Below are 19,852 nucleotides of genomic sequence, written 5' to 3' on the forward strand. Positions count from 1 at the left end.
GTGGGGCGGGGCGACGGGTTCAGTTTCGCCGGTCCGGCGCGAACGGACTGCGGGCCTCAGTCCCGGCCGCGCGGCGGGGGCTGCACCTCGACACCGCCGGATGCGTGTTCGGGGCCTGCCGCCGGGTGCTCGGCGGCAACCCGGTCGCGGAACCGCGCTCCCTCGCCGGGCCGCTGCGCTTCCACCCGGGCGTCCTGGCTTCGGTAGGGTCCCGGCTTCGGCCGCGGCTTTCCGCCGGGGAATGACAGCCGAAAGATGGTGCGGTGCACCGCTAACCACTGCTTCCCGAATGGGCCGGAGTTGTACGGAAGTTCGTAGCGCTCGCAGATCTCCTTGATCTTCGGCGCGATCTCCGAGTATCGGCTGCTGGGCATGTCGGGATAGAGATGGTGCTCGACCTGATAACCCAGGTTGCCGCTGATGATGTGGAACAGCGGGCTGCCTTCGATGTTCGCGGCGCCGACCAGCTGGCGCAGGTACCAGCCGCCGCGCGTCTCGTCCTCGACCTCCTCGGGGGTGAAGGTGTACGTCTGGTCCGGAAAGTGCCCGCAGAAGATGATCGCGTGGGCCCACACGTTGCGGATGAGGTTGGCCAGCAGGTCGGCGCCCAGCGTGCGCAGGTAGGTGCTTTCCACCCCGGGCAACACCCTGTCCAGGAAGTTCGCCGCGGCGCCCAGCCGCCCCCGGCTCGACACGCGACGGATCCGCTTGCCGAGGCGGGACCGCGCGGGCTGGTCGAGCCGCCCGCGCAGGGCCAACTGCGCCAGGCCGAACGCCCCCGCGCTGATCGCCGGCCAGCCGAGGTAGTCCTTGTAGATCTGCGCGCGCGCCTTGCCGCCGATGCCTTTCAGGTCCTTGCGCACCTCCGACCACGGCTTCTCGCGCTTGCGGATGGCCTCGATGTCCATGTCGTGGACGGCCACGCCCCACTCGAACAGCAGCGTGAGCAGCAGGTTGTAGAGCGGCTGGAACAGGAAGCGTCGCTCCCATTTCTGGTTGGGGTCGATCCGCATGATCTCGTAGCCGAGGTCTTTGTCCTTGCCCAGGATGTTGGTGAAGGTGTGGTGAATGTAGTTGTGCGAGTGCTTCCAGGCCTCGGCGGTGGACGCCGTGTCCCAGTCCCACACCGAGGAGTGGATGTCGGGATCGTTCATCCAGTCCCACTGCCCGTGCATGACGTTGTGGCCGATCTCCATGTTCTCCAGGATCTTGGCCATCCCCAGACAGGCCGTACCCAAGACCCAGGCCGTCTTCGAACGCGACGCCAGCAGCAGCACGCGGCCGAGGACCACGATCTGGCGCTGCGCCGAGATGACGGTCTTGATGTAGCGGCGGTCGCGCTCCCCGAGGTCGGCAAAGACCTCGTCGTGGATGGCGTCCAGTTCCTTGCCGAGCTTTTCCAGTTCTTGTTCGCTCAAGCGCGCGAGGACGCTCGCCCCGCTGCTTCTGACGGCAGTCGTCACAAGCCGCTCCTTTCGATCACAATGCGAGTTCGACGTCGCCTTCGGCGGTGTTGATGCAGATCCGGACGTCCTGTCCGGTGGGCTCGGTCACTTCACCTGAGCGCAGGTCACGCAGCTTGCCCGACTTCAGCGTCCCCACGCAGGTATGACAGATTCCGATTCGGCAACCGTGGGCCAGGTTGAGCCCGGCCTGCTCCCCCGACTCCAAAATCGATGTGGCGCCGTCACATTCGACGGACTTCTCGCTGTCCAGGAAGCACACTGTGCCGCCCTCGCCGGCGTTCTCGTCGCCGCCGATCTTGGGTTGGAACCGCTCGAAGTGCAGGCGGTCGCGATCGCCGTTGTTCTCCCAGTGCTCGATCAGCGCGTCGAGCATGTCGCTGGGGCCCGAGCAGAACGTTTCGCGCTCACGCCAGTCCGGACACGCCTCGTCGAGGTTGTCCGGCCCGAGCCGGCCACGCTCGGAGGTGAGGCGCAGGTCCAGCCGCATTCCCTGGTGGCGGCGGTCGAGTTCCTCGAGCGCGGACAGGAACATGGTCTGCTCGCGGGTGCGGGTCGAGTGAATGACCACCGCGTCGGTCAGCTGGTCGTGATGATCGAGGCTGCGCAGCATGCTGATGATGGGCGTGATGCCGCTGCCGGCGCTGATGAACAGCAGCCTGGGCGGCAGCGGCTCGGGCAGCGTGAACACGCCCTCGATCTCACCGAGCCGTACCAGGTCGCCCGGCCGGATCTTCTGCACCAGGTACGGCGACACGATGCCGCCGTCGACCTTCTTGGGCGTCACGCTGATCAGTCCGTCCGCGGGCGTCGGATCGGACGTCAGCGAATACGCGCGCCAGTGGTAGACGCCGTCGATCACCACGCCCAGCCGCACGTACTGACCGGGCTTGTGACCTGGCCATTCGTAGCCGGGACGAATGAGAACGCTCGCCGCTTCGGAACCCTCCGGCTCGATGCGGTCGACCTTGCCGCGCAGTTCCTTGGTGGTCCACAGCGGATTGATCATCTCGAGGTAATCGTCGGGCTGTAGCGGGCTGAACAATCGCCGCACCGCTCGGAGGAACAACCGACGTCCCCAGGGGACGTCGGGCTGGGCGCCACGTTCAGCCATATCGCCAGAGTACACAGTTGTACACCGACTCTAAACATAGTTTTGAATCCTGTTGTCGCACAACCATAACCATATGGAAAATGCTTACACTGCTACATCTCAGCCGTTCACTGTCCGCTACGCGGTCGACTTTGGGCTGGCAATAGATACCCGTGAGGTGCCCCTGGCAACGGGCGCCCAAACGTTTGTTCAGGCGTTTCGCGCGGTCATCCGCCGCAGCCGGTCGTCGCGGCGCCTAGTGTCGGTGGATGTGCTGATCGGCTTCCTCCTCGCGCTGGGTTGCTCGCTTTGCTATGGGACCGCGACCGTGCTGCAAGCGGCGGGTACGCGCTCGGTGGAAGCGGGCAGCGGTTCGGGCGTGGATGCGGTATTGCTGTTGCGCGCCGTGCGGCAGTGGCGCTACCTGGTCGGTGTGGGCCTGGACGTCATCGGGTTTGCGCTACAGGTCGCCGCGCTGCGCCTGGTCCCGATCTATGTGGTCGCGGCGGCGCTGGCCGCCTCGATCGCGGTCACCGGTGTCGTCTCCGCGTGGGTGTTGGCGGCGCGCTTGTCGACGGCCGAGTGGGCGGCCGTCGCTGTCGTCTGCGCGAGCCTGGTCGTGCTCGCTCTCGCCGCCGGCCCGGGCCACTTTCGGCACGCGCCGGCCGGGCTCGGCTGGGCCCTGCTGGGCGTGGTGGCCGCGATCTTCGTCGGTGGCGCCGTCGCCGGGCATCTGCCCGACCGCGCCCGCGCGCTCGCGCTGGGGCTGGGCGCCGGAACCGGCTTCGGCGTGGTCGAGGTGGGCGTGCGCCTGGTCGACGCGATCGATCCCACCAAACGTTCCTTCTACACCAACCCCGCCCTGTACGCGGCCGCCGCGGGCGGCGCCGCGGGGTTTCTGTTGCTCACCTCCGCGCTGCATCGCGGATCGGTGACCACGGCGGTCGCGGGGATGGTGGTCGGGGAAACGCTGGCGCCCGCGTTCGTCGGGGTGGTGTGGCTGGGCGACACCGCGCGCGACGGGCTCGGCTGGCTGGTGATCGCGGGATTCGTCGTGGCCGTGTCCGGCACCTTGGTGCTCGCCCGCTTCGGCGAAGCCCCCGTGCCCGAGGAAGCGGGCTGAGACCGCCCGCCCGTGGCGGTCACACGCGCGGCGCATAGCTGGTGCCGCGCGCGGGCCGCGTCCACAACACCCCGTCCTGCGCGGTGACGCCCGCGGCGCTGAGCGCCCGCTTGAGGATCTTGTTCGTCGCGGTCGCGGGCAACTGATCGTTGATGCGGACGTGGCGCGGCCACGCCTTAGGGGACAGGTCGGCCTGGGCGGCAAGGAATTTCTCGAAATCATCCGGGTTCAGGCTTGCCCCGGGCCGCAGCACCACCGCGGCCATCACCTGGTCGCCCACCCGGTCGTCGGGGACCGCATAGACGGCGACCTGGCTGATCTCGGGCAACCGCGCCAGGATCCGCTCGATCGGGCCGGCCGCCAGATTCTCCCCGTCCACCCGCATCCAATCGGCGGTCCGCCCGGCGAGATAGATCCAGCCGTCCGCGTCGCGGTAGGCGAGATCGCCCGACCAGTACATTCCGTGCCGCATCCGCTCGGCGGTGGCGCCCGGATCGTTGTAGTAGCCGGCGAACGGGCCCGCGCCCTGGGTGTTGACCAGTTCACCGACGGCGTCATCGAAATTGGTCAGCGCCCCGTGCGCGTCGAACCGCGCCGCCTCGCACTCCCGCAGTGTCGTCGAGTTGTAGATGCTCACGCCCGGGTACGGCTTGCCGATGGAGCCGGGCGGGGTGCCGTCTTCTCGCACCACGATGACCGCGAATTCGCTGGAGCCGAAGCTGTCGACGACCCGGCACCCGAAACGCCTTGCGAATTCCGCGATATCGCGATCGGTGGCCTCGTTGCCGAACGCCACTCGCAGGGTGTTCTCGGCATCGTCGGGACGTTCGGGGGTGGACAGGATCAACGCCAGCGGCTTGCCGACGTAGTTCAGGTACGTCACCCGGTAGCGGCGGACATCGTCGAGGAAGCGCGATGGCGAGAACCGGGCCGGCACCATGGTCGCCCCGCAGCCGACCGCGACGGCCCACCCGGCGGCGACACCGTTCGAATGGAAGAGCGGCATCGCCAGGTAGCAGACGTCGTCGGCGGTGACGTCGTATTGATAGATCAGGCTGGCGCCGCACATGATCGCCATGCCGTGGGCGAATCGCACCACCTTCGGGTCACCGCTGGTGCCCGAGGTGAAGATCATCATCAGCGTGTCGGCGGCCGCGACCTCGCGGACGGGGACCAGCGGTGGCGCCGTGGCGACGGCTTGGGCGTAGCGTGCGCCGGTCACATCGAGCACCTGAATACCGTTGAGGTCCAACCCATCCAGCAGCTCGCAATGCTCAGGGTCGACGAGCAGCATCTGGCAGTCGGATCGCCGGATGTCGGCGAGCAATCCGGCTCCGCGCCGCGTGGTGTTGATGCCACACAACACGTAGCCGCCGAGCGCGGCCGCGGCCATGGCACGCAACATGGACGGCGAATTGCCCAGCACCGCACCGACATGCAGCGGCCGCGCCGGGTCCGCGAGCTTGATCAGCGCCGCGGCCTCCGCCTCCGCCTCGGCGAGGTGCTCGCGCCAGGTCCACGTCCGGTCGCCGTGGGCGAGCGCCGGGGTGTCGTCGTCGCGCCGCTGCCGCAGCAGCTGCTGAACCGTCTCCGGCACGGGTTCACTTCCCCCTTGGCGTCGTCATCGGGTGGTCAGCACCAACCCCGCGTAGTCGTGGTGGGCCACCTGGTCGCAGTGGCGCCGGTAGGTGCCGAAGCCGCCGATGTATGGCATGAAGACCCGCTTCTTGCCCTCGATGTTGGCGCCCAGGTACCACGAGGATGCCGCCTTGGGGAACAACGTCCGGTCGGCCGCCTGGCCCACGTGCCGGGTCCAGGCGAGCGCCGCGTCGCGGCGCGGCTCGACCTCGCTCACCCCTTGGCTCCGCGCCGTCCGCACCAGATCGATGACCCAGTCGACCTGAACCTCGGCGTGCAGCACCATGTTTGCCAGCACCGAGGGGCTGCCCGGCCCGCTGATGGTGAACAGGTTCGGCAGCCCCGGCACCATCAGGCCGAGGAAGGTCACCGGGCCGTCCGCCCAGATGTCGCGCAGTCGTTGTCCGCCAGGGCCTTTCGGGTCGATTCGGGTCAGCGCCCCGGTCATCGCGTCGAAACCGGTTGCGAACACCAGCACGTCGCAGGGATATGTCGCTTCGCCGGTTCGCACGCCGGCGGGGGTGATCGCCTCGATCGGCTCGCGGCGCAGGTTCACCAGTCGGACGTTGTCGCGGTTGAAGGTGGCGTAGTAGCCGTCGTCGGTGCAGATCCGTTTGGTTCCGATCGGGTGATCGACCGGGATGAGATCCGTTGCGACAACGGGATCGGCGACGATCTCCCGGATCCGCTCCTCGGCGAACGTCCGGGCGACGTCGTTGGCGGCCAGGTCGCTGGTCTGATCGGGGAACGTCTTGGCGAACAGGACGCCGCCTTCGCGCCAGCGCTTCCACAGCGCCTCCGACCGCTCGTGCGCGTCGGTGTCGAGGGCGTTCTTGTGGTAGGTGCCGTGCGGGGTGCCCGCGGCGGCGTACGCGGAGACCCGTCGGCGTTCGGGATACCGCTCCTGGATTTCCCGCTGCTCCTCGGCCGACCACGGCCGGTTGGGCATCGGGATGGTGTAGTTCGCGGATCGCTGGAATACCACCAGGTGATCGGCGTTGGCGGCGAGGATCGGCGCCACCTGGATGCCGGACGATCCCGTGCCGATCAGGCCCACCCGCTTGCCGCGCAGCTCCGGATCCTCGCGTGGCCACGCGGCCGTGTAATACACCTCGCCCGAGAAGGTTTCGGCGCCCGGGATATTGGGCCGGTTCACCGCCGACAGGCAGCCGGTCGCGCACAGCAGGAACGGTGCGGCGTAGGTGTCCCCCGCCGCGGTGTCCACCTGCCAGCGTCCCCGCTCGAAGGTGGCGCCGATGGCGTCGACGCCGAATCGGTAGTGGCGGCGCAGATCGAAACGGTCGGCGACGTGCCGCAGGTAGGCCAAGATTTCGGGCTGGGCCGCAAAGCGTTCGGTCCACTGCCAGCTCCGTTGCAGCTCCTCGTCGAAAGAGTAGGAGTAATCCACACTTTCGACGTCGCAGCGCGCGCCCGGGTAACGGTTCCAATACCAGGTGCCGCCCACGTCGGGCGCGGCCTCGAGGGCGATCACCGACAGGCCCGACGAGGCGGCCCGGTGCACGGCGTAGAGCCCGGCGAACCCCGCGCCGATGACGATGACGTCGCCGGCCTGGGTCACGACGCCACGCCCCGGGCGGCCGGATGCAGCAGCTCGCGCAGGTCGGCGCACACCAGATGTTGCGCCGATGCCGCCGGCGGAAACGTTTGCATGGTCATGAAGCCGTGGAACAGCCCGGGAAAGTCCCGGTGCACGACGCGCACTCCCGCGCCGCGCAACCGGCGGGCATAGTCGCAGCCCTCGCTGTGCAGGGGGTCGAGCCCGGCCGTCACGATCACCGCGGGCGGCAGGCCCGCATGGGTGTCGGCGCGGGCCGGGGCCACCAGATAGGGAGGGTCGAAAACCGTTTGCGCGCCCAGGTATTGGTGCCAGTACCACTGCATCGCGGCGCGGGTGTTGAAGTGCCCCGTGGCATAGCGGTGATAGCTGTCGGTGTCGAAGCTCGGGTCGATCGCCGGGTACATCAGCAGCTGCGCGGCGGGTGGGGTGGCGCCGCGGTCGCGGCATGCGATGGCGGTGACCGCGGCCAGGTTGCCGCCGGCGCTGTCACCGGCGACCGCGGTGCGCGCGGGGTCGATGCCCAGTTCGGCGGCGTGCTCGACCGCCCAGCCGAACACCGCGAACGCGTCGAGCGCCGCGGCTGGGGCGGGATGCTCGGGGGCCAGCCGGTAGTCGACCGAGATCACGACGGCCCGGCTGCCGCGAGCCAGGGCCCTGCAGAACCCGTCGTGAGACTCGATGTCGCAGAAGACGAATCCGCCCCCGTGGTAGAACACGATCGCGGCGCGCTCCCCCGACGGCTCGCCGTGCGGCTCGTAGACACGCACTGGGACCGAGCCGCCGGGCCCCGGGACGATGCGGTCGGTGGCGCTGCGGACGTCGTCGAGGTTGTCGACCGGCATGCGCCGCTGCGCCACCGCGGCGCGCGCCTGCGGTCCGGTCAGGCGCTCGACGCGCGGGAATCCGGCGTTCAACTGGTCGAGCATCGCTTGCACTACGCCGTTGAGCGGGTCTTCCATGTGCACCTCCGACCTCGTCGTCGAGGTCATGCGGGCCGATATTTCAGGAGGGTGATGCCCTCTTCAGGCAGATCGTAGAACACCGGCTGCACCCGCATGCCGATCCGGATGTCGCCCGGGTCGGCGTCGACCAGCTCCGTGCTGAATTTCGGCCCGGCGTCCCACTGCACCACCGCGAGCAGCTGCGGCAACGCGTCCTGCCAGGGCGGGCCGGTGGGCCGGCGGGCGATGGTGAAGGTGTACAGCGTTCCGGCGCCGTCGATCTCGCGCCATTCCAGGTCGTCGGCCAGGGTGCCCGGGGCCAGCGTGCGCGGATAGAACACGTAGCGCTGCGCCGACGGCGAATACTGCACCAGGATCCGGTGCTGCGCCAGGCCGTCCCAGAACGGCCGCGAGACGGGTGTGGGCTCCGGAATGGGGTGGGCCATGGCTAGTCGCCCCGCAGCAGCAGCGCGACCTGTTCGCTCATGATGCCGCCGTTGCCGGTCACGAACGCGGTGTGGCAGTCGGTGACCTGTGCGTCGCCGGCCCGGCCCATGACCTGGCGTGCACCGTCGACCACATGATGCATGCCGCCGGCCATGCCGGCCTGGCCGAAGGACAGTTGGCCGCCGGCGGTGTTGAGCGGGAAGTCACCGCGAAAGGTCAGGTCGTGCTCGGTAATCCAGGACATGCCTTTGCCTTTCGCGCAGAATCCGGCATCCTCCAGGCTCATCAGCACCGTGATGGTGTAGCAGTCGTAGATCGACGCGACGTCCACCTCGGACCGGCTCAGCCCGGCCATCGCGAAGGCCCGGTCGGCCGCGCGCGCGATGGGTGTGGACAGCAGGTCCTCGGCATAGGTCGGGGTCTTGAAGGCGATGTGCTCGCCGAAGCCCGTGATCCACACCGGGCGGTGGCGGCCGCGGCGCGCGATGTCGGCGTTGGCGATGAGCACGCCCACTCCCCCGTGCACGCGCATCACCGTCTCCAGCATGTGGATCGGGTCGGCGATCATCGGGCTGTCCAGCACGTCGTTCACCGTGATCGGGGTGCCGTGAAAGACCGCGCCCGGGTGCGCGCACGCGTTGGTGCGTTGGTCGACGGCGATCTTGGCGACCGCGGCGGGGTCGTAACCGAATTCCGCGGCGTAACGCTGGGCGATCTGCGCGTACGGCGCGTTCTGGCCTACGTTGCCGTAGGGGATCTCGAATTCGGCCTGCGGCGAGCCGTAGTTGTTCGACGACGCCCCATACCAATTCGGCTCGGGCGTGGGCCGGCGCTCGGATTGGGGCAGCGCCGCCGATCCGGGTACGACGGCGAGTGCGGCCTCGCAGATGCCGAGTTCGACCGCGGCCGCGGCGCGCCAGATCATTCCGGCGGCGGTGGCTCCGCCGAGATCCACGCGCTCACCGAAATCCAGGGCCAGACCCAGGTATTCGCACAGGGTGGCCGGCGCGAACATCGCCGACTCGGCGATGCCGTGGGTCAGCAGGCCGTTGACGCACGCGGGATCGACTCCGGCGTCCTCGATCGCCATCTTTGCCAGCACCGCGTATTGGTCGAGGGTGAACAGCGGTGCACGGGTGCGCCGCCGTTCGGCGGGCAACTCCGCGATCCCGACGATGGCCGCCTCGCCGCGCAGCCCGGTCACGGCTGGGCTCCCCGCATCGGCAGCTCGACCGTGGCCATTCCCGGCATCAGGATCGTGTCGTCGCGGCGCCCGGAGATGACGAGGTCGACCAGCCCGGTTCCCGTGTCACTCAGCCGTTTACCGGTGACCTCGGCACCGAAGCTGAGCGATTCGCCGGGGTACGCGACGGCCCGGTTCTGCACCGAGAACGACACCAGTCGCCCGCGCCCGCCGATCCAGTCGCCCAGGGCGCGGGCCAGCAGCGCCGCCTGCAGCGGGCCGTGCACCAGGACGTTGGCGTAGCCTTCGGTGTCGCGGGCCCACTCCTTGTCGTAGTGGATGCGGTGGCCGTTGTAGGTGGCGGCGCTGAAGAAGAACATCTGGGTTTCGTCGACGGTGACGGTCAGCGTGGGAATGTCCTCGCCCACCGTGACGTCTTCGTAGAACACCTGCGAGGCAGTCATGTCGCGCTCCTAGGGACGGGCGATCATCGATGTCGACGCTTCGGCCAGCAGGTCGCGATGCTGGTTGCGGTACACCGTGCGCCAGGTGACGAGAACGAATTTGCCGGAGCGGCCCTGCTTTTCGACGATTGACTCGACGATGCGGACCATCTCGATCTCGTCGCGGTGATAGGCGGGCAGGTGAAACGTGAAGCTCTCGCCGCCGGCCATCCGCTTGGGGGCCCGGGGAAAGGACAGGCCGCCGGAGACCGCGCCGGACGATCCGTCGGGGCGCAGCGACTCGAGCGGCGCGACGCCGAGGATCGCGTACTGAATAAATAACGGAGGGCAGATGATGTCGCGATATCCATTGGCCCTGGCGTAATCCGGGTCGAAATACAACGGGTTGTGATCACCCACCGCCGCCGCCCAGCGTTGCCAATCGCGCCGGTTCACCTCACCGGTCGCCGACGCGGCGACCGAGCCCACGCGCGATGCCGATTCCGCATCGATCAAGCTGTCCTCGCTCAACGGCGCTCCCCTTCGTCGGTCTCGTTGTGCATGCTCTGCTCCAGCCAGGAGGCGGCGACGTCGGCCCCACCGCCGAATGTCGAGCCGAGCCGGGCGCGTTCGCTCCACAGGTGCAGGTCGGTCTCGGTGACATAGCCCATGCCGCCGTGCAATTGGTGGGCGTCCAGCGTGATCAGCCGCGCGGCGGCGGCCGCGTGCATGCGCGCGACGGCCGTCTCCCTGGTAGCGACCCGGCCGCGGCCCAGCCAGAACACCGCCGCGTGCGCGGCCAGTCGCGCCGCCGCGAGCGCGATGTGCATGTTGGCGACCAGATGCTGGGCGGCCTGGAACGACGCGATGGGCCGGCCGAATTGGTGACGCAGCTTGGTGTAGTCGACGGTGCGGTCCAGCACGGCCTGGCCGACGCCCACCAGGTCGAGCGATCCCAGCGCCACGGCGGTGTTGGCCAACCGGCGCAGTGCCGGCGCGGTGACCTCGTCGGGCGCCGCATCGGCGGTGACGCCGTCGAAGCGCACCGTGCAGGCCCGGAGCCCACCGGCCATGTCGATCGGTTCCGCGCCGACCCCGCGGGCGTCGACGACGAAGAGCAGGGTGCGCCCGGCCGCGGCGGCCGAGATCACGATGAGATCGGCGACGTCGGCATCGAGGACGTAGTCCGCGGTTCCGTTGAGCCGCCACCGTTCTCCGACTTGTTCGGCGTGTAGCGGCGGGGCGACAACGGCGGCGTCGCGCGGGTTCCACAACGCGGTGGTGGCCCGGACGCTGCCGGACGCGAGCGGCGGCAGCCAGCGGGCCTTGACGCCCGGGGAGGCGAGCTGGTCGATGGCGAGCGCGGCCTGCACGCTGCTGTGCACCGTCGTCGGGCACAGCGCGCGGCCGGCCTCGGTGTAGAAGACTGCGAGGTCGTCGAGCGAGCCGCCGGCCCCGCCGTACTCCTCGCCGATGGCCAAGCCGAAGACGCCCGCCTCGGCCAGCGCCTTCCACAGCGCCGGCGTGCCGCGGTCCGCGCCGGGTTCGCCGAGGGCGCGCACCGCGGCGATCGGGTTCTCCGCGGCCAGCAAGGCGCGCAACGCCGAGGCGAACTCGCGCTGTTCGGGGGTGGGGATCGTCTTCATCGATTGCGGAACTCGGGGTCAGCGTCCGTAGGAGGGCATCGCGTGCCCGCGCTGGGCGATGATGTCGCGCAGCACCTCGTTGGTACCCCCGCCGAAGCGCATCAGCGGGGCGGCCCGGTAGAGCCGCTCGAATTTGCCCGCCAGCGGGGCCCGTTCGCTGCGATGCGCCAGCAGGCCATCGGGGCCGAGGAGGTCGAGCGCCAGGTCGGCGATGCGCTGGCGCAGCTCACTGGTGAACACCTTCTCGACGCTCACTTCGACGGTGGAGATGGCACCGTTGTCGCCGCTGTCGAGGATCGACGCCGCCTCGTAGCCCATCAGCACGGCCACCGCGACGTCGGCCTCGGCCTGCACCAGCCGGCGGCGAAGCGACGCATCGTCGGCGGGCACGGACCCGTCGCTTCGCGGCCGCCGCGCCAGCTCATGCAACTCCTCCACGGCGCGGCGCAGGTCTCCGGCGTTGGTCAGCGCACCGCGTTCGAGATCGAGCGCACCGGTGATGTAGGTCCAACCGCGGTTGACCTCGCCGATCAGATTGGTGACCGGCACCCGCACGTCGTGGAAGTGCACCTCATTGGTCCGATAGCCGGACCACGCGTACAGCGGGCGGATGTCGACGCCCGGGCTGCCGATCGGCACGATGATGACCGAAATCCCGCGATGCCGGGCGCCGCCGGGATCGGTACGGACACAGAGCCATTCGTGCGTCGCGCGCTGGGCGCCGCTGTTCCAGATCTTGGTGCCGTTGATCACCCATTCCTCGCCGTCCAGCGTGGCGCTGGTCCGCAGGCTGGCCAGGTCGGTTCCCGCATCCGGCTCGGAATAGCCGACCGCGCAGATCATTTCGCCCCGGGCGATCGGGGGCAGCCAATCGGTCTTGTTGCGCTCGGTGCCGTGCCGCATGATCATCGGCGCCACCGAGGTCACCGTCAGGTCGGGGCCGGGCACACCCCAGTATTCGAATTCGCTCATCAGCAGATGCAGGTGAATGGCGCCGAGCCCCAGTCCCCCATATGCGCGCGGCCAGTTCAGCCCGAACCAGCCCTTGGCCCCGATCTTGCGGCGAAATCGGGCGACCTCACCGTCGGGGAATTCCAGGTCGTGCTCGGCGAGCTCGGCACGCAATTCCGGGGTGACGTTGTGGTGCAGAAATTCGCGAACCTCGGTAAGCCAGGCGCGCTGCCCAGCGTCGAGTTCGAAATCCATTCCGGCGCCTGTGCCTTTCCGCATTGCTTTTCACCGAGCGTCGTCAGCGTAACGCCACGGCGAGACGGCGCAGGGAATTTCGGTATCGCGGCAGGTGCGAGCGCCGATATCGGCGGCGCCCGAACTGTAAATTCGCTGTCAAACTCCCGTTAATACGCGTCGGCGCCCTCGCGGTTGCGCGGAAGGCCTGCGAAAATTTTCAGATCGGCTGGTCGACGCGGACCAGGCTCCTGCCCAGCCCGAGGGAGAAGTCCATGCCCACTGTTGAGATGCGCCTTCGCGAAGATTTGCGCAACTACGCCGTCGAATTGCGGCAACTGGCATACACGCTGCCGCTGGGCGTGGGTGAGCACGATTTGCTGCAGCTGTCTGACCGTATGCGGGCCGCGGCCGAGCAGTTGGTGCGCAAGGGCGCCTGACAGTACAGCGCTCAGCCGCCCCGAAGGCGGATCTTCCAGCGCACGAAACCCAGGTAGACGGCGCTGATGACGAACAGCATGCCGACGTCGAACCACCACGTCGCCGGGGTGTGTCGCCAGTGCGAATCCTTGGGCGTCAGTGGGCCGGGCACCAGCTTGGTCAGGTCGGCGGTGGAGGCCGAGGCCGCGAATCCCCACCGCGCCGGTGTGGCCCATGACATCTGGTCGAGGCCGACGCGCGCGGTGACCGGGATCATCCCGCCGGAGAACACCAACTGCGACATGACCGCCACCACCAGCAACGGCATGATCTGCTCGTTGGACTTGGCGACGGCCGACAGCGCCAGTCCGAGCATCGCGGACGCGACGCACGTGAGCGCGACATCGGCGAACAGCTCCAGAGCCGGCTTGCCCAGCGCCACCGCGCCCTGGGTCGGGGCGCCCTTGCCCAACACCGCGATGATCGTGACGATCGCCGACTGGACGATCGCGAAGACCGTGTACACGCAGACCTTGGCCAGCAGGTACGCCGACGTGGACAAGCCCACCGCCTGTTCACGCAGGAAGATCGCCCGCTCGCCGATGAGGTCGCGGATGGTCAGGGCGGTGCCCATGAACACCGCGCCGACGTTGAGCAGCACCAGGATCTGGCCGGGCTCGTTGGGCGCGGCGCCCATCGGGTTCGGGATGCCGAAGCCGACATCGCCGGGCACCGACATCGACAGCGACCCCATGATGAACGGCAGCAGCGCGAGGAAGACGAAGTAGCCGCGGTCCGAGACGATCAGCCGCATCTGGCGCCGGGCGATCGTGGAGAACTGCCGGAACAGGCTGGTGTGCGAGGGATCGCCCAGCTCGGCGGGCTTCTCCGCGGGCGGCGGGGCCGGCGGCGGGCCGGTGCGGGCCAGGTAGCGCGCGCGAGACCCGTCCGGGTCGTTGGCGACGGTGCTGAAGATGTCGGCCCAGTTGGTGGTGCCCATCGCCGGGCCGATCTGGCTGGGCGGACCGCAGAACGCCGTCTTGCCGCCGGGCGCGAGCAGCAGCACCTGGTCGCAGACGTCCAGGTAGGTCAGCGAGTGCGTGACCACCAGCACCACGCGGCCAGCGTCGGCCAGCTGCCGCAGCATGGTCATCACCTGGCGGTCCAGCGCGGGATCCAGGCCGGAGGTCGGCTCGTCGAGGATCAGCAGCGACGGCCCGGTCAGCAGCTCCAGCGCCACGGACGCGCGCTTGCGCTGACCGCCGGACAGCTTGTCGACCCGGGTGTGCAGGTGCTGGGTCATCTCGAGCTCTTCGAGCACCCGGGCCACCACCTGGGCGCGGTCGTCCTTGGTGGTGTCCGGCGGCAGCCGCAGTTCCGCGGCGTACATCAGCGCCTGTTGCACGGTCAGCTGCCCGTGCACGACGTCGTCCTGGGGCACCATCCCGATCCTGCTGCGCAGCGAGGCGTACTCGGCGTGCACGTTGTGGCCCTCGAACGACACGGTTCCCGTCGTCGGGTGGGTGTAGCCGGCGACCAGCCGGGCGAAGGTCGACTTACCGGCGCCGGACGGCCCGATGATGGCGGTCAGGGTGCCCGGCAGCGCGGTCAGCGAGATGTTGTCCAGCAGCGTCTTGTTGTTCTCGATCGTCCACGTGACCCCGCGCACGTCGAGGCCGCCGCCGCGCGTCGCGGTGGCGGCTTGGTCGCGGCGGGCCAGGTGACCGCCGTGGAAGACCAGGTCGATGTTGCCGATCGTGACGACGTCGCCGTCGTGCAGCACGGCCGAATCGACCCGGGCGCCGTTGACGAAGGTGCCGTTGATGCTGCGGTTGTCGTGGATCTCGGTTCCGGTCGGCGTCGGGACCAGGGTGGCGTGGTGGCGCGATGCCAGCACCTCGGGGATGACAATGTCGTTGTCGTTGGCCCGGCCGATCTTGACCGCGCCGGGCACGTCCAGCCCGGTCTTGCCCGGCCGCAGGATCTTCATCATCGAGGTCGCGATGACGGACGAGTCGCCGCCGATGCGGCCGGTCTGGGGAGCCGCCGGCTCGGCGGTGGTCGGCGGCGCCGCATGCGCCGACGGCGACCGGTAGATCTGCGGGGCGTGCTGGGAGCCGGTGGGCGGGGCGCTCGGCAGACCGCTGGTCGGGTGCCGGGGCTGCGGGCCGGACGGATAGCTCGGCGCGGGTCCGCCGGCCGGCTGGCTCGGCTGTGCGGCGGTGGGCGGATGGACCGGGTGCCGGAACGAGGCCGACGCCGGCTGCTGGGGCTGGCCCGGCCACGGCGTGCCGAACGGCTGGCTCTGCGGCGCGCGCGCCAGCGGTTCGCTGGGGTTGCTGACGATCGGTATCGACGTCGTCAGCGGCGGCCGGCCGGCCGAGCCCTGGTGGCGGCCGACCTCGAAAGTGAGCGCGGGGCCGTCGGGGTTGCCCATGTTGACGCGCAGGCCGTCCTGGATGTCGGCGACCGGGACGCGGCGGTTGTGCACATACAGCCCGTTCAGGCTGCCGTTGTCGATGGCGACCCATCGGCCCTGGTCATATCGAACGATCAAGTGGTTACGGGAGATCAGCGGGTGGGCGACCCGCAGGTCGGCGCGCAGGTCACGCCCGATCACTACGTCGTTGCCCGGCGCGAAGGTGCGCTCGGCTCCGTCGTACCGCACGGTGAGCGCAGGCGGGGCTGGTGGGGTCATCAGGACCAACTGTAACGGCAGCGGCGCAACTTATGCGCTGGGTTCTTCGCCGGCCACCGTGTCGCAGGGCCACGGGCGAGGCCGGGCACCGGGACAGGGTGTACGGCCGCCGGAGCGGCGGGTCAGCGAACCAGCTTGCAGCGCAGTTACTTTCGGCGCCTTCAACCGGCCACCGCGGCATTGCGCAGGCTGCGCACGCTCGAAACCTTCGCGCGAACAGCGGTGACGTCCTTGACGAAGTCCCCAAGGTACTTGATTGCGCGCCTGCCCTCGGGCAAAACGTCTGCGGCCAAAGGGAAGTCGTGGACCTGCCCGTCCCACAGATGCAGATCGCAGTGGATCCCGCTGGCTTCCAAGCGCTTCGCCATCAGTTCGGCGTCGGCGAGCAGCAACTCGTCCGAGCTGGCGTGAATGGTGACCGGCGGCAACGACGACAGATCGGCGTCCACCGGGGACGCGACCGTGGCGTCGCCCTCGCCCTCCACAACCTGTGCGTTGCTGAGGAATTGGGCGAACCGCGAGAAGGCCCGGCGGGTGAACATCGAGCACTTGCGGGCGTTGCGGTGCTTGAGCTTTCGCACCGGGTCCGCATCGGTAAACGGGGACACGGCCGCAACCCCGGCCGGCTCCATGATGTCGTCCTGGATCGCCAGGAGCGTGGTCATGAACGCCAGGTATCCCCCGGCGGAGTCGCCGGCCACGACAACCCGGTCGCCGTCGTAGCCGTGATCCTGCAGCCAGCGCAGGCCACTGATCCCGTCGTCGATGGCGTCGGTGATCTGGTGTGCGGGCAGCTTCCGGTACGCGACGGCGAGGATGGCGGCATCGGCCGCCTTCGACAAGCGGGTCACCATGGAACGGTGTGTGTTGAGCCCGCAGGTAAGGAACGCGCCGCCGTGTAGATACAGGATCGCGCGCTCCCCCGATACGCCGGGCGCGCGCACCCATTCGGCGGCACAGTTGTCCAACCGCACCGATTCGGTTTTCGCCGCATACCCCACACGCGGGAACAATCCCGCGACGGTGTCGACGTATTCGAGCGGCCAATGCAGATTCGGCGTCATGGCCCACGCGCGGACGGCGTTCTTGACGATCAAACGGCTGGCAAGCCCCACGGCAACTGACTGCGGGCTATGGCGATGATGAACGCGCCTCGTCGTCGCCACGCTCGGCAATATATGTGTCGGTTCGGCTGTACTCACCATTGGGCTTCAACCTCCTAAGTGGAGGGCGAATACCCGCGGCCGGCGAGGGCTAACGGGAAATTAACGCGTGGGAAATGTCGTGTACATCACGTTTGCTGACGGCAGAGACGGGTATCACCGATTCATCTCTCTTGCGGTTGCCGCGCGGGCGTCGTCAGACCGAACCGGCTGTTGCTCAACCCCAAGAATGCCCGAAGATATGAGCGGTGACACACGCTAGGCAACCTGGCCCCCTGCTACCCGGCCGGGTGGCAGTCGTTACCGGCGGCGCGGGAGGAATCGGCGCGGCCACCGCGCGGTTGTTCGCCGAACACGGCGCCGACGTGATCATCGCCGACATCGACGCCGACCTCGCCGACGCGACGGCGTCCTCGATCATCGAGGCCGGGGGGTCGGCTCTGGTGGTCGTCACCGACGTGCGTGACCGCGATCAGGTCGCGCGCCTGGCCGCGACGGTTCTCGATCGGTTCGGCCGGGTCGACGTGCTGGTCAACAACGTCGGCCACTGGCTGCGGCACCCCGGAAACTTCGCCGGCACCGACCCGCGACTGTGGGATGAGCTCTACCGGATCAACCTGCACCACGTCTTCCTGCTGACCCACGCGTTCCTGCCGGCCATGGTCGAACGGCACGCCGGTGCGATCGTGAACGTCTCGTCGATCGAGGCGCTGCGCGGCTACCCGGAGGATCCGGTGTACGCCGCCTTCAAAGCCGCCGTCAACGCGTTCACCCGTAGCCTCGCGGTCCAGGTGGGCAACGACGGGGTGCGGGTGAACGCCATCGCGCCCGACGTCACCGAATCCCTGCAAGTGCCCTATTCGCAATGGCTTTCGGCGGAGGAACAGGCGCAGTGGCCGCGGTGGGTTCCGGTCGGGCGGATGGGCCTGCCCGATGACCAGGCCAGGGTCATCCTGTTCCTGGCCTCCGACCTCTCGGGTTTCGTCACCGGACACGTCATCCCGACCGACGGCGGCACCGGCGCGGCCGGCGGATGGTTCCGCTCGACGCGCCGGCCCGACCGCCAATGGACCAATCGGCCCATCGCCCCCTGATCAGACGTATCCCAGCGCCGCGTTCTCCGCGCGGATGCGCACAAAGAGCACCAGCGCATTGGCCAGGCTGAACACGATCGCGGTGAGCCACGCGGAGTGCACCAGCGGCAGCGCGGCCACCTCGGCCGCCACCGCCGTGTAGTTGGGGTGGCGCACCCAGCGATACGGGCCGCGCTGAACCAGCGGCGCGTCCGGGATCACGATGAGCCTCGGGTTCCAGCGCTTGCCGAGCACGCTGACGCAGCGCCAGCGCACGACCGTGCTGAGCGCGACCACGGCCAGCATCGGCCAGCCCAGCCACCCGATGAACGGCCGGCCCAGGCTCCAGGTCTCGACGACGCACGAGACCAGCAGCAGGGCGTGCACGCTGACCATCGCCGGGTAGTGATCGCGGCCGAACTCCTTGCCGCCGTGCGTCATTGACCATCTGGCGTTTCGCTGGGCGACCGCGAGCTCGACCATGCGCTCGGCGCCGACGGCGAGAATGAACAGGTAGTAGTACACGGCGTGGTCCCCGTCACCACTGCAGCAATAGCAGCTCGAAGCAGAAACCCGGTCCCATCGCGAGCATCACCCCGAAGGCGTCGTCGCCCGGCGGCGCGTCAACCGTGCGGCGCAGCACGTCCAGCACGGACACCGAGGACATGTTTCCGTTCTCCCGCATGGAGTTTCGGCTGTGCGCCAGGGCTTCGACGGGTAAGCCGATCGCGTTCTCGATCGACTCGAGGACTTTTGGACCGCCGGGATGACAGACCCAGGCCGAGATGTCGGCGACGGACAGCCCGTGATCGGCCAGGAACTCGTCGACCTCGCCGCGCAGGTAATCGTCGGCCATCTTGGGGACGTCACGGGACATGACGAGCTGAAATCCGCTCGAACCGACGTTCCAGCCCATCACGTCGACCGTCTCCGGGATGACGCGGCTGCGCGTCGCCAGGACGCGCGGCCCTGTTGCGCTGTCGGTCAACGGGATTCGTTCCGCCCCGGTGGCGACGACGGCGGCGGCGCCGTCGCCGAACAGGGACACCCCGATGAGCGCGGGGATCGAGGTGTCGTCGCGCTGCAGCGTCAGCGAGCACAATTCGACCGACAGCAGCACGGCGACGTGCCCGGGGTAGCCGTGCAGGTAGTCGTGGACGCGCGCCATTCCGGCGGCACCGGCCACGCAGCCGAGCCCGAACAGCGGCACCCGTTTGACGTCGGGCCGCAAGCCGATTCGGGTCATCAACCGCGCGTCGATGGTGGGCACGGCGATTCCGGTGCTGGAGACCATCACGATCGTGTCGACCTCGTGCGGTGCCACGCCGGCAGCAGCCAGGGCCGAAGTGACCGCCCGCTCACCCAGATCGACGGCCACCTCGAGATACGCATCGTTGGCTTCGGTGAAGCCGCTCAGCCTCGGGTAACGCGACAGCGGCAGCGCGAGGCTGCGCTGGTCGACGCCGGCGGTCTGGGCGAAGCGCAGAAATCCCGGATCGGTGAACCCGGTGAGTTCGCGTGCGACCTCGTCCCGGTCGTAGCGGTGCGGCGTGAAAGCCACCGCGGTGCCGGCGATCCGTGGAGCGCCGCATCCTCGGCCCGCGGCCCGATGCGGGGAGCTGGAATACGTTGTTGCAGTCATGCCCATGCCGACGATGGCCGACCCGTAAATGGTTCACCGGATCACCGCCGAAGTGAGTTGAACCACAACGGCACAGCCACCGTTAAGGCGTCGTTGAGCTTCATGCGTTGTTCTG

18 protein-coding genes are annotated in these 19,852 nt (G+C 68.9%); 3 read left to right on the top strand and 15 right to left on the bottom strand.

Annotated features, from left to right (window positions below):
• Positions 1-56: 56 nt before the first annotated feature.
• Positions 57-1,463 (bottom strand): fatty acid desaturase family protein, encoded by a 1,407-nt coding sequence (locus tag ACYQ8K_RS00350; protein WP_459966351.1) that lies wholly within the window; start codon positions 1,461-1,463, stop codon positions 57-59.
• A 16-nt stretch (positions 1,464-1,479) separates the two neighbouring features.
• The gene (locus ACYQ8K_RS00355; protein WP_459966353.1) at positions 1,480-2,577 is read right to left on the bottom strand and encodes a ferredoxin reductase; all 1,098 of its coding nucleotides are present in this window, start codon (positions 2,575-2,577) and stop codon (positions 1,480-1,482) included.
• Positions 2,578-2,815: 238 nt separating this feature from the next.
• Here ACYQ8K_RS00355 and ACYQ8K_RS00360 point away from each other — a divergent pair, with 238 nt between their 5' ends.
• A complete protein-coding gene (locus ACYQ8K_RS00360; protein ID WP_459966593.1) occupies positions 2,816-3,679 on the top strand; it encodes a DMT family transporter in 864 nt (287 codons plus the stop codon).
• Positions 3,680-3,698: 19 nt separating this feature from the next.
• Here the strand turns inward: ACYQ8K_RS00360 and fadD1 are convergent, their stop codons facing one another.
• From fadD1 to ACYQ8K_RS00405, 9 genes are read right to left on the bottom strand one after another with little or no spacing between them, the layout of a single operon-like run.
• Entirely contained in the window at positions 3,699-5,276 is a 1,578-nt protein-coding gene (gene fadD1 / locus ACYQ8K_RS00365) for a fatty-acid--CoA ligase FadD1 (RefSeq protein ID WP_459966354.1), read from the bottom strand.
• A 24-nt stretch (positions 5,277-5,300) separates the two neighbouring features.
• Entirely contained in the window at positions 5,301-6,896 is a 1,596-nt protein-coding gene (locus ACYQ8K_RS00370) for a flavin-containing monooxygenase (protein ID WP_459966355.1), read from the bottom strand.
• A complete protein-coding gene (locus ACYQ8K_RS00375) occupies positions 6,893-7,885 on the bottom strand; it encodes an alpha/beta hydrolase (RefSeq protein WP_459966357.1) in 993 nt (330 codons plus the stop codon). The genes ACYQ8K_RS00370 and ACYQ8K_RS00375 overlap by 4 nt, the downstream gene beginning before the upstream one ends.
• Positions 7,882-8,283, bottom strand: coding sequence for a Zn-ribbon domain-containing OB-fold protein (locus ACYQ8K_RS00380; RefSeq protein ID WP_459966358.1), 402 nt, complete (start codon positions 8,281-8,283; stop codon positions 7,882-7,884). The genes ACYQ8K_RS00375 and ACYQ8K_RS00380 overlap by 4 nt, the downstream gene beginning before the upstream one ends.
• Positions 8,284-8,285: 2 nt before the next feature.
• Positions 8,286-9,488 carry a thiolase family protein gene (locus tag ACYQ8K_RS00385; protein ID WP_459966359.1) on the bottom strand — a complete coding sequence of 401 codons (1,203 nt, stop codon included), beginning with the start codon at positions 9,486-9,488 and terminating at the stop codon, positions 8,286-8,288.
• Positions 9,485-9,931, bottom strand: a complete 447-nt coding sequence (locus ACYQ8K_RS00390) for a MaoC/PaaZ C-terminal domain-containing protein (protein WP_459966360.1) — start codon at positions 9,929-9,931, stop codon at positions 9,485-9,487. Before ACYQ8K_RS00390 ends, ACYQ8K_RS00385 begins: the two co-directional genes overlap by 4 nt.
• A gap of 9 nt (positions 9,932-9,940) precedes the next feature.
• Positions 9,941-10,441 (bottom strand): MaoC family dehydratase, encoded by a 501-nt coding sequence (locus ACYQ8K_RS00395; RefSeq protein ID WP_459966362.1) that lies wholly within the window; start codon positions 10,439-10,441, stop codon positions 9,941-9,943.
• Positions 10,438-11,556: an acyl-CoA dehydrogenase family protein gene (locus ACYQ8K_RS00400; RefSeq protein WP_459966364.1), complete on the bottom strand. Its 1,119-nt coding sequence runs from the start codon at positions 11,554-11,556 to the stop codon at positions 10,438-10,440. The genes ACYQ8K_RS00395 and ACYQ8K_RS00400 overlap by 4 nt, the downstream gene beginning before the upstream one ends.
• Positions 11,557-11,574: 18 nt before the next feature.
• Positions 11,575-12,762 (bottom strand): acyl-CoA dehydrogenase family protein, encoded by a 1,188-nt coding sequence (locus ACYQ8K_RS00405; RefSeq protein WP_459966595.1) that lies wholly within the window; start codon positions 12,760-12,762, stop codon positions 11,575-11,577.
• Between the two features lie 254 nt (positions 12,763-13,016).
• Between ACYQ8K_RS00405 and ACYQ8K_RS00410 the strand changes: the two genes are divergently transcribed.
• Positions 13,017-13,181, top strand: a complete 165-nt coding sequence (locus ACYQ8K_RS00410) for a hypothetical protein (protein WP_167540309.1) — start codon at positions 13,017-13,019, stop codon at positions 13,179-13,181.
• A gap of 11 nt (positions 13,182-13,192) precedes the next feature.
• Here the strand turns inward: ACYQ8K_RS00410 and ACYQ8K_RS00415 are convergent, their stop codons facing one another.
• On the bottom strand, positions 13,193-15,859 hold the full coding sequence (locus ACYQ8K_RS00415; protein WP_459966365.1) for an FHA domain-containing protein: 2,667 nt from the start codon (positions 15,857-15,859) through the stop codon (positions 13,193-13,195).
• A gap of 161 nt (positions 15,860-16,020) precedes the next feature.
• On the bottom strand, positions 16,021-17,064 hold the full coding sequence (locus ACYQ8K_RS00420) for an alpha/beta hydrolase (RefSeq protein ID WP_459966366.1): 1,044 nt from the start codon (positions 17,062-17,064) through the stop codon (positions 16,021-16,023).
• Between the two features lie 206 nt (positions 17,065-17,270).
• Between ACYQ8K_RS00420 and ACYQ8K_RS00425 the strand changes: the two genes are divergently transcribed.
• A complete protein-coding gene (locus tag ACYQ8K_RS00425) occupies positions 17,271-18,116 on the top strand; it encodes an SDR family NAD(P)-dependent oxidoreductase (protein ID WP_459966368.1) in 846 nt (281 codons plus the stop codon).
• On the opposite strand, the gene ACYQ8K_RS00430 is transcribed toward ACYQ8K_RS00425, so the two are convergent.
• Both ACYQ8K_RS00430 and ACYQ8K_RS00435 read right to left on the bottom strand, forming a co-directional pair.
• On the bottom strand, positions 18,117-18,578 hold the full coding sequence (locus ACYQ8K_RS00430; RefSeq protein ID WP_459966597.1) for an isoprenylcysteine carboxyl methyltransferase family protein: 462 nt from the start codon (positions 18,576-18,578) through the stop codon (positions 18,117-18,119).
• A gap of 55 nt (positions 18,579-18,633) precedes the next feature.
• Positions 18,634-19,737, bottom strand: coding sequence for a type III polyketide synthase (locus tag ACYQ8K_RS00435; RefSeq protein ID WP_459966369.1), 1,104 nt, complete (start codon positions 19,735-19,737; stop codon positions 18,634-18,636).
• Positions 19,738-19,852: the final 115 nt, after the last annotated feature.

Source organism: Mycobacterium sp. MUNTM1, from assembly GCF_054660795.1.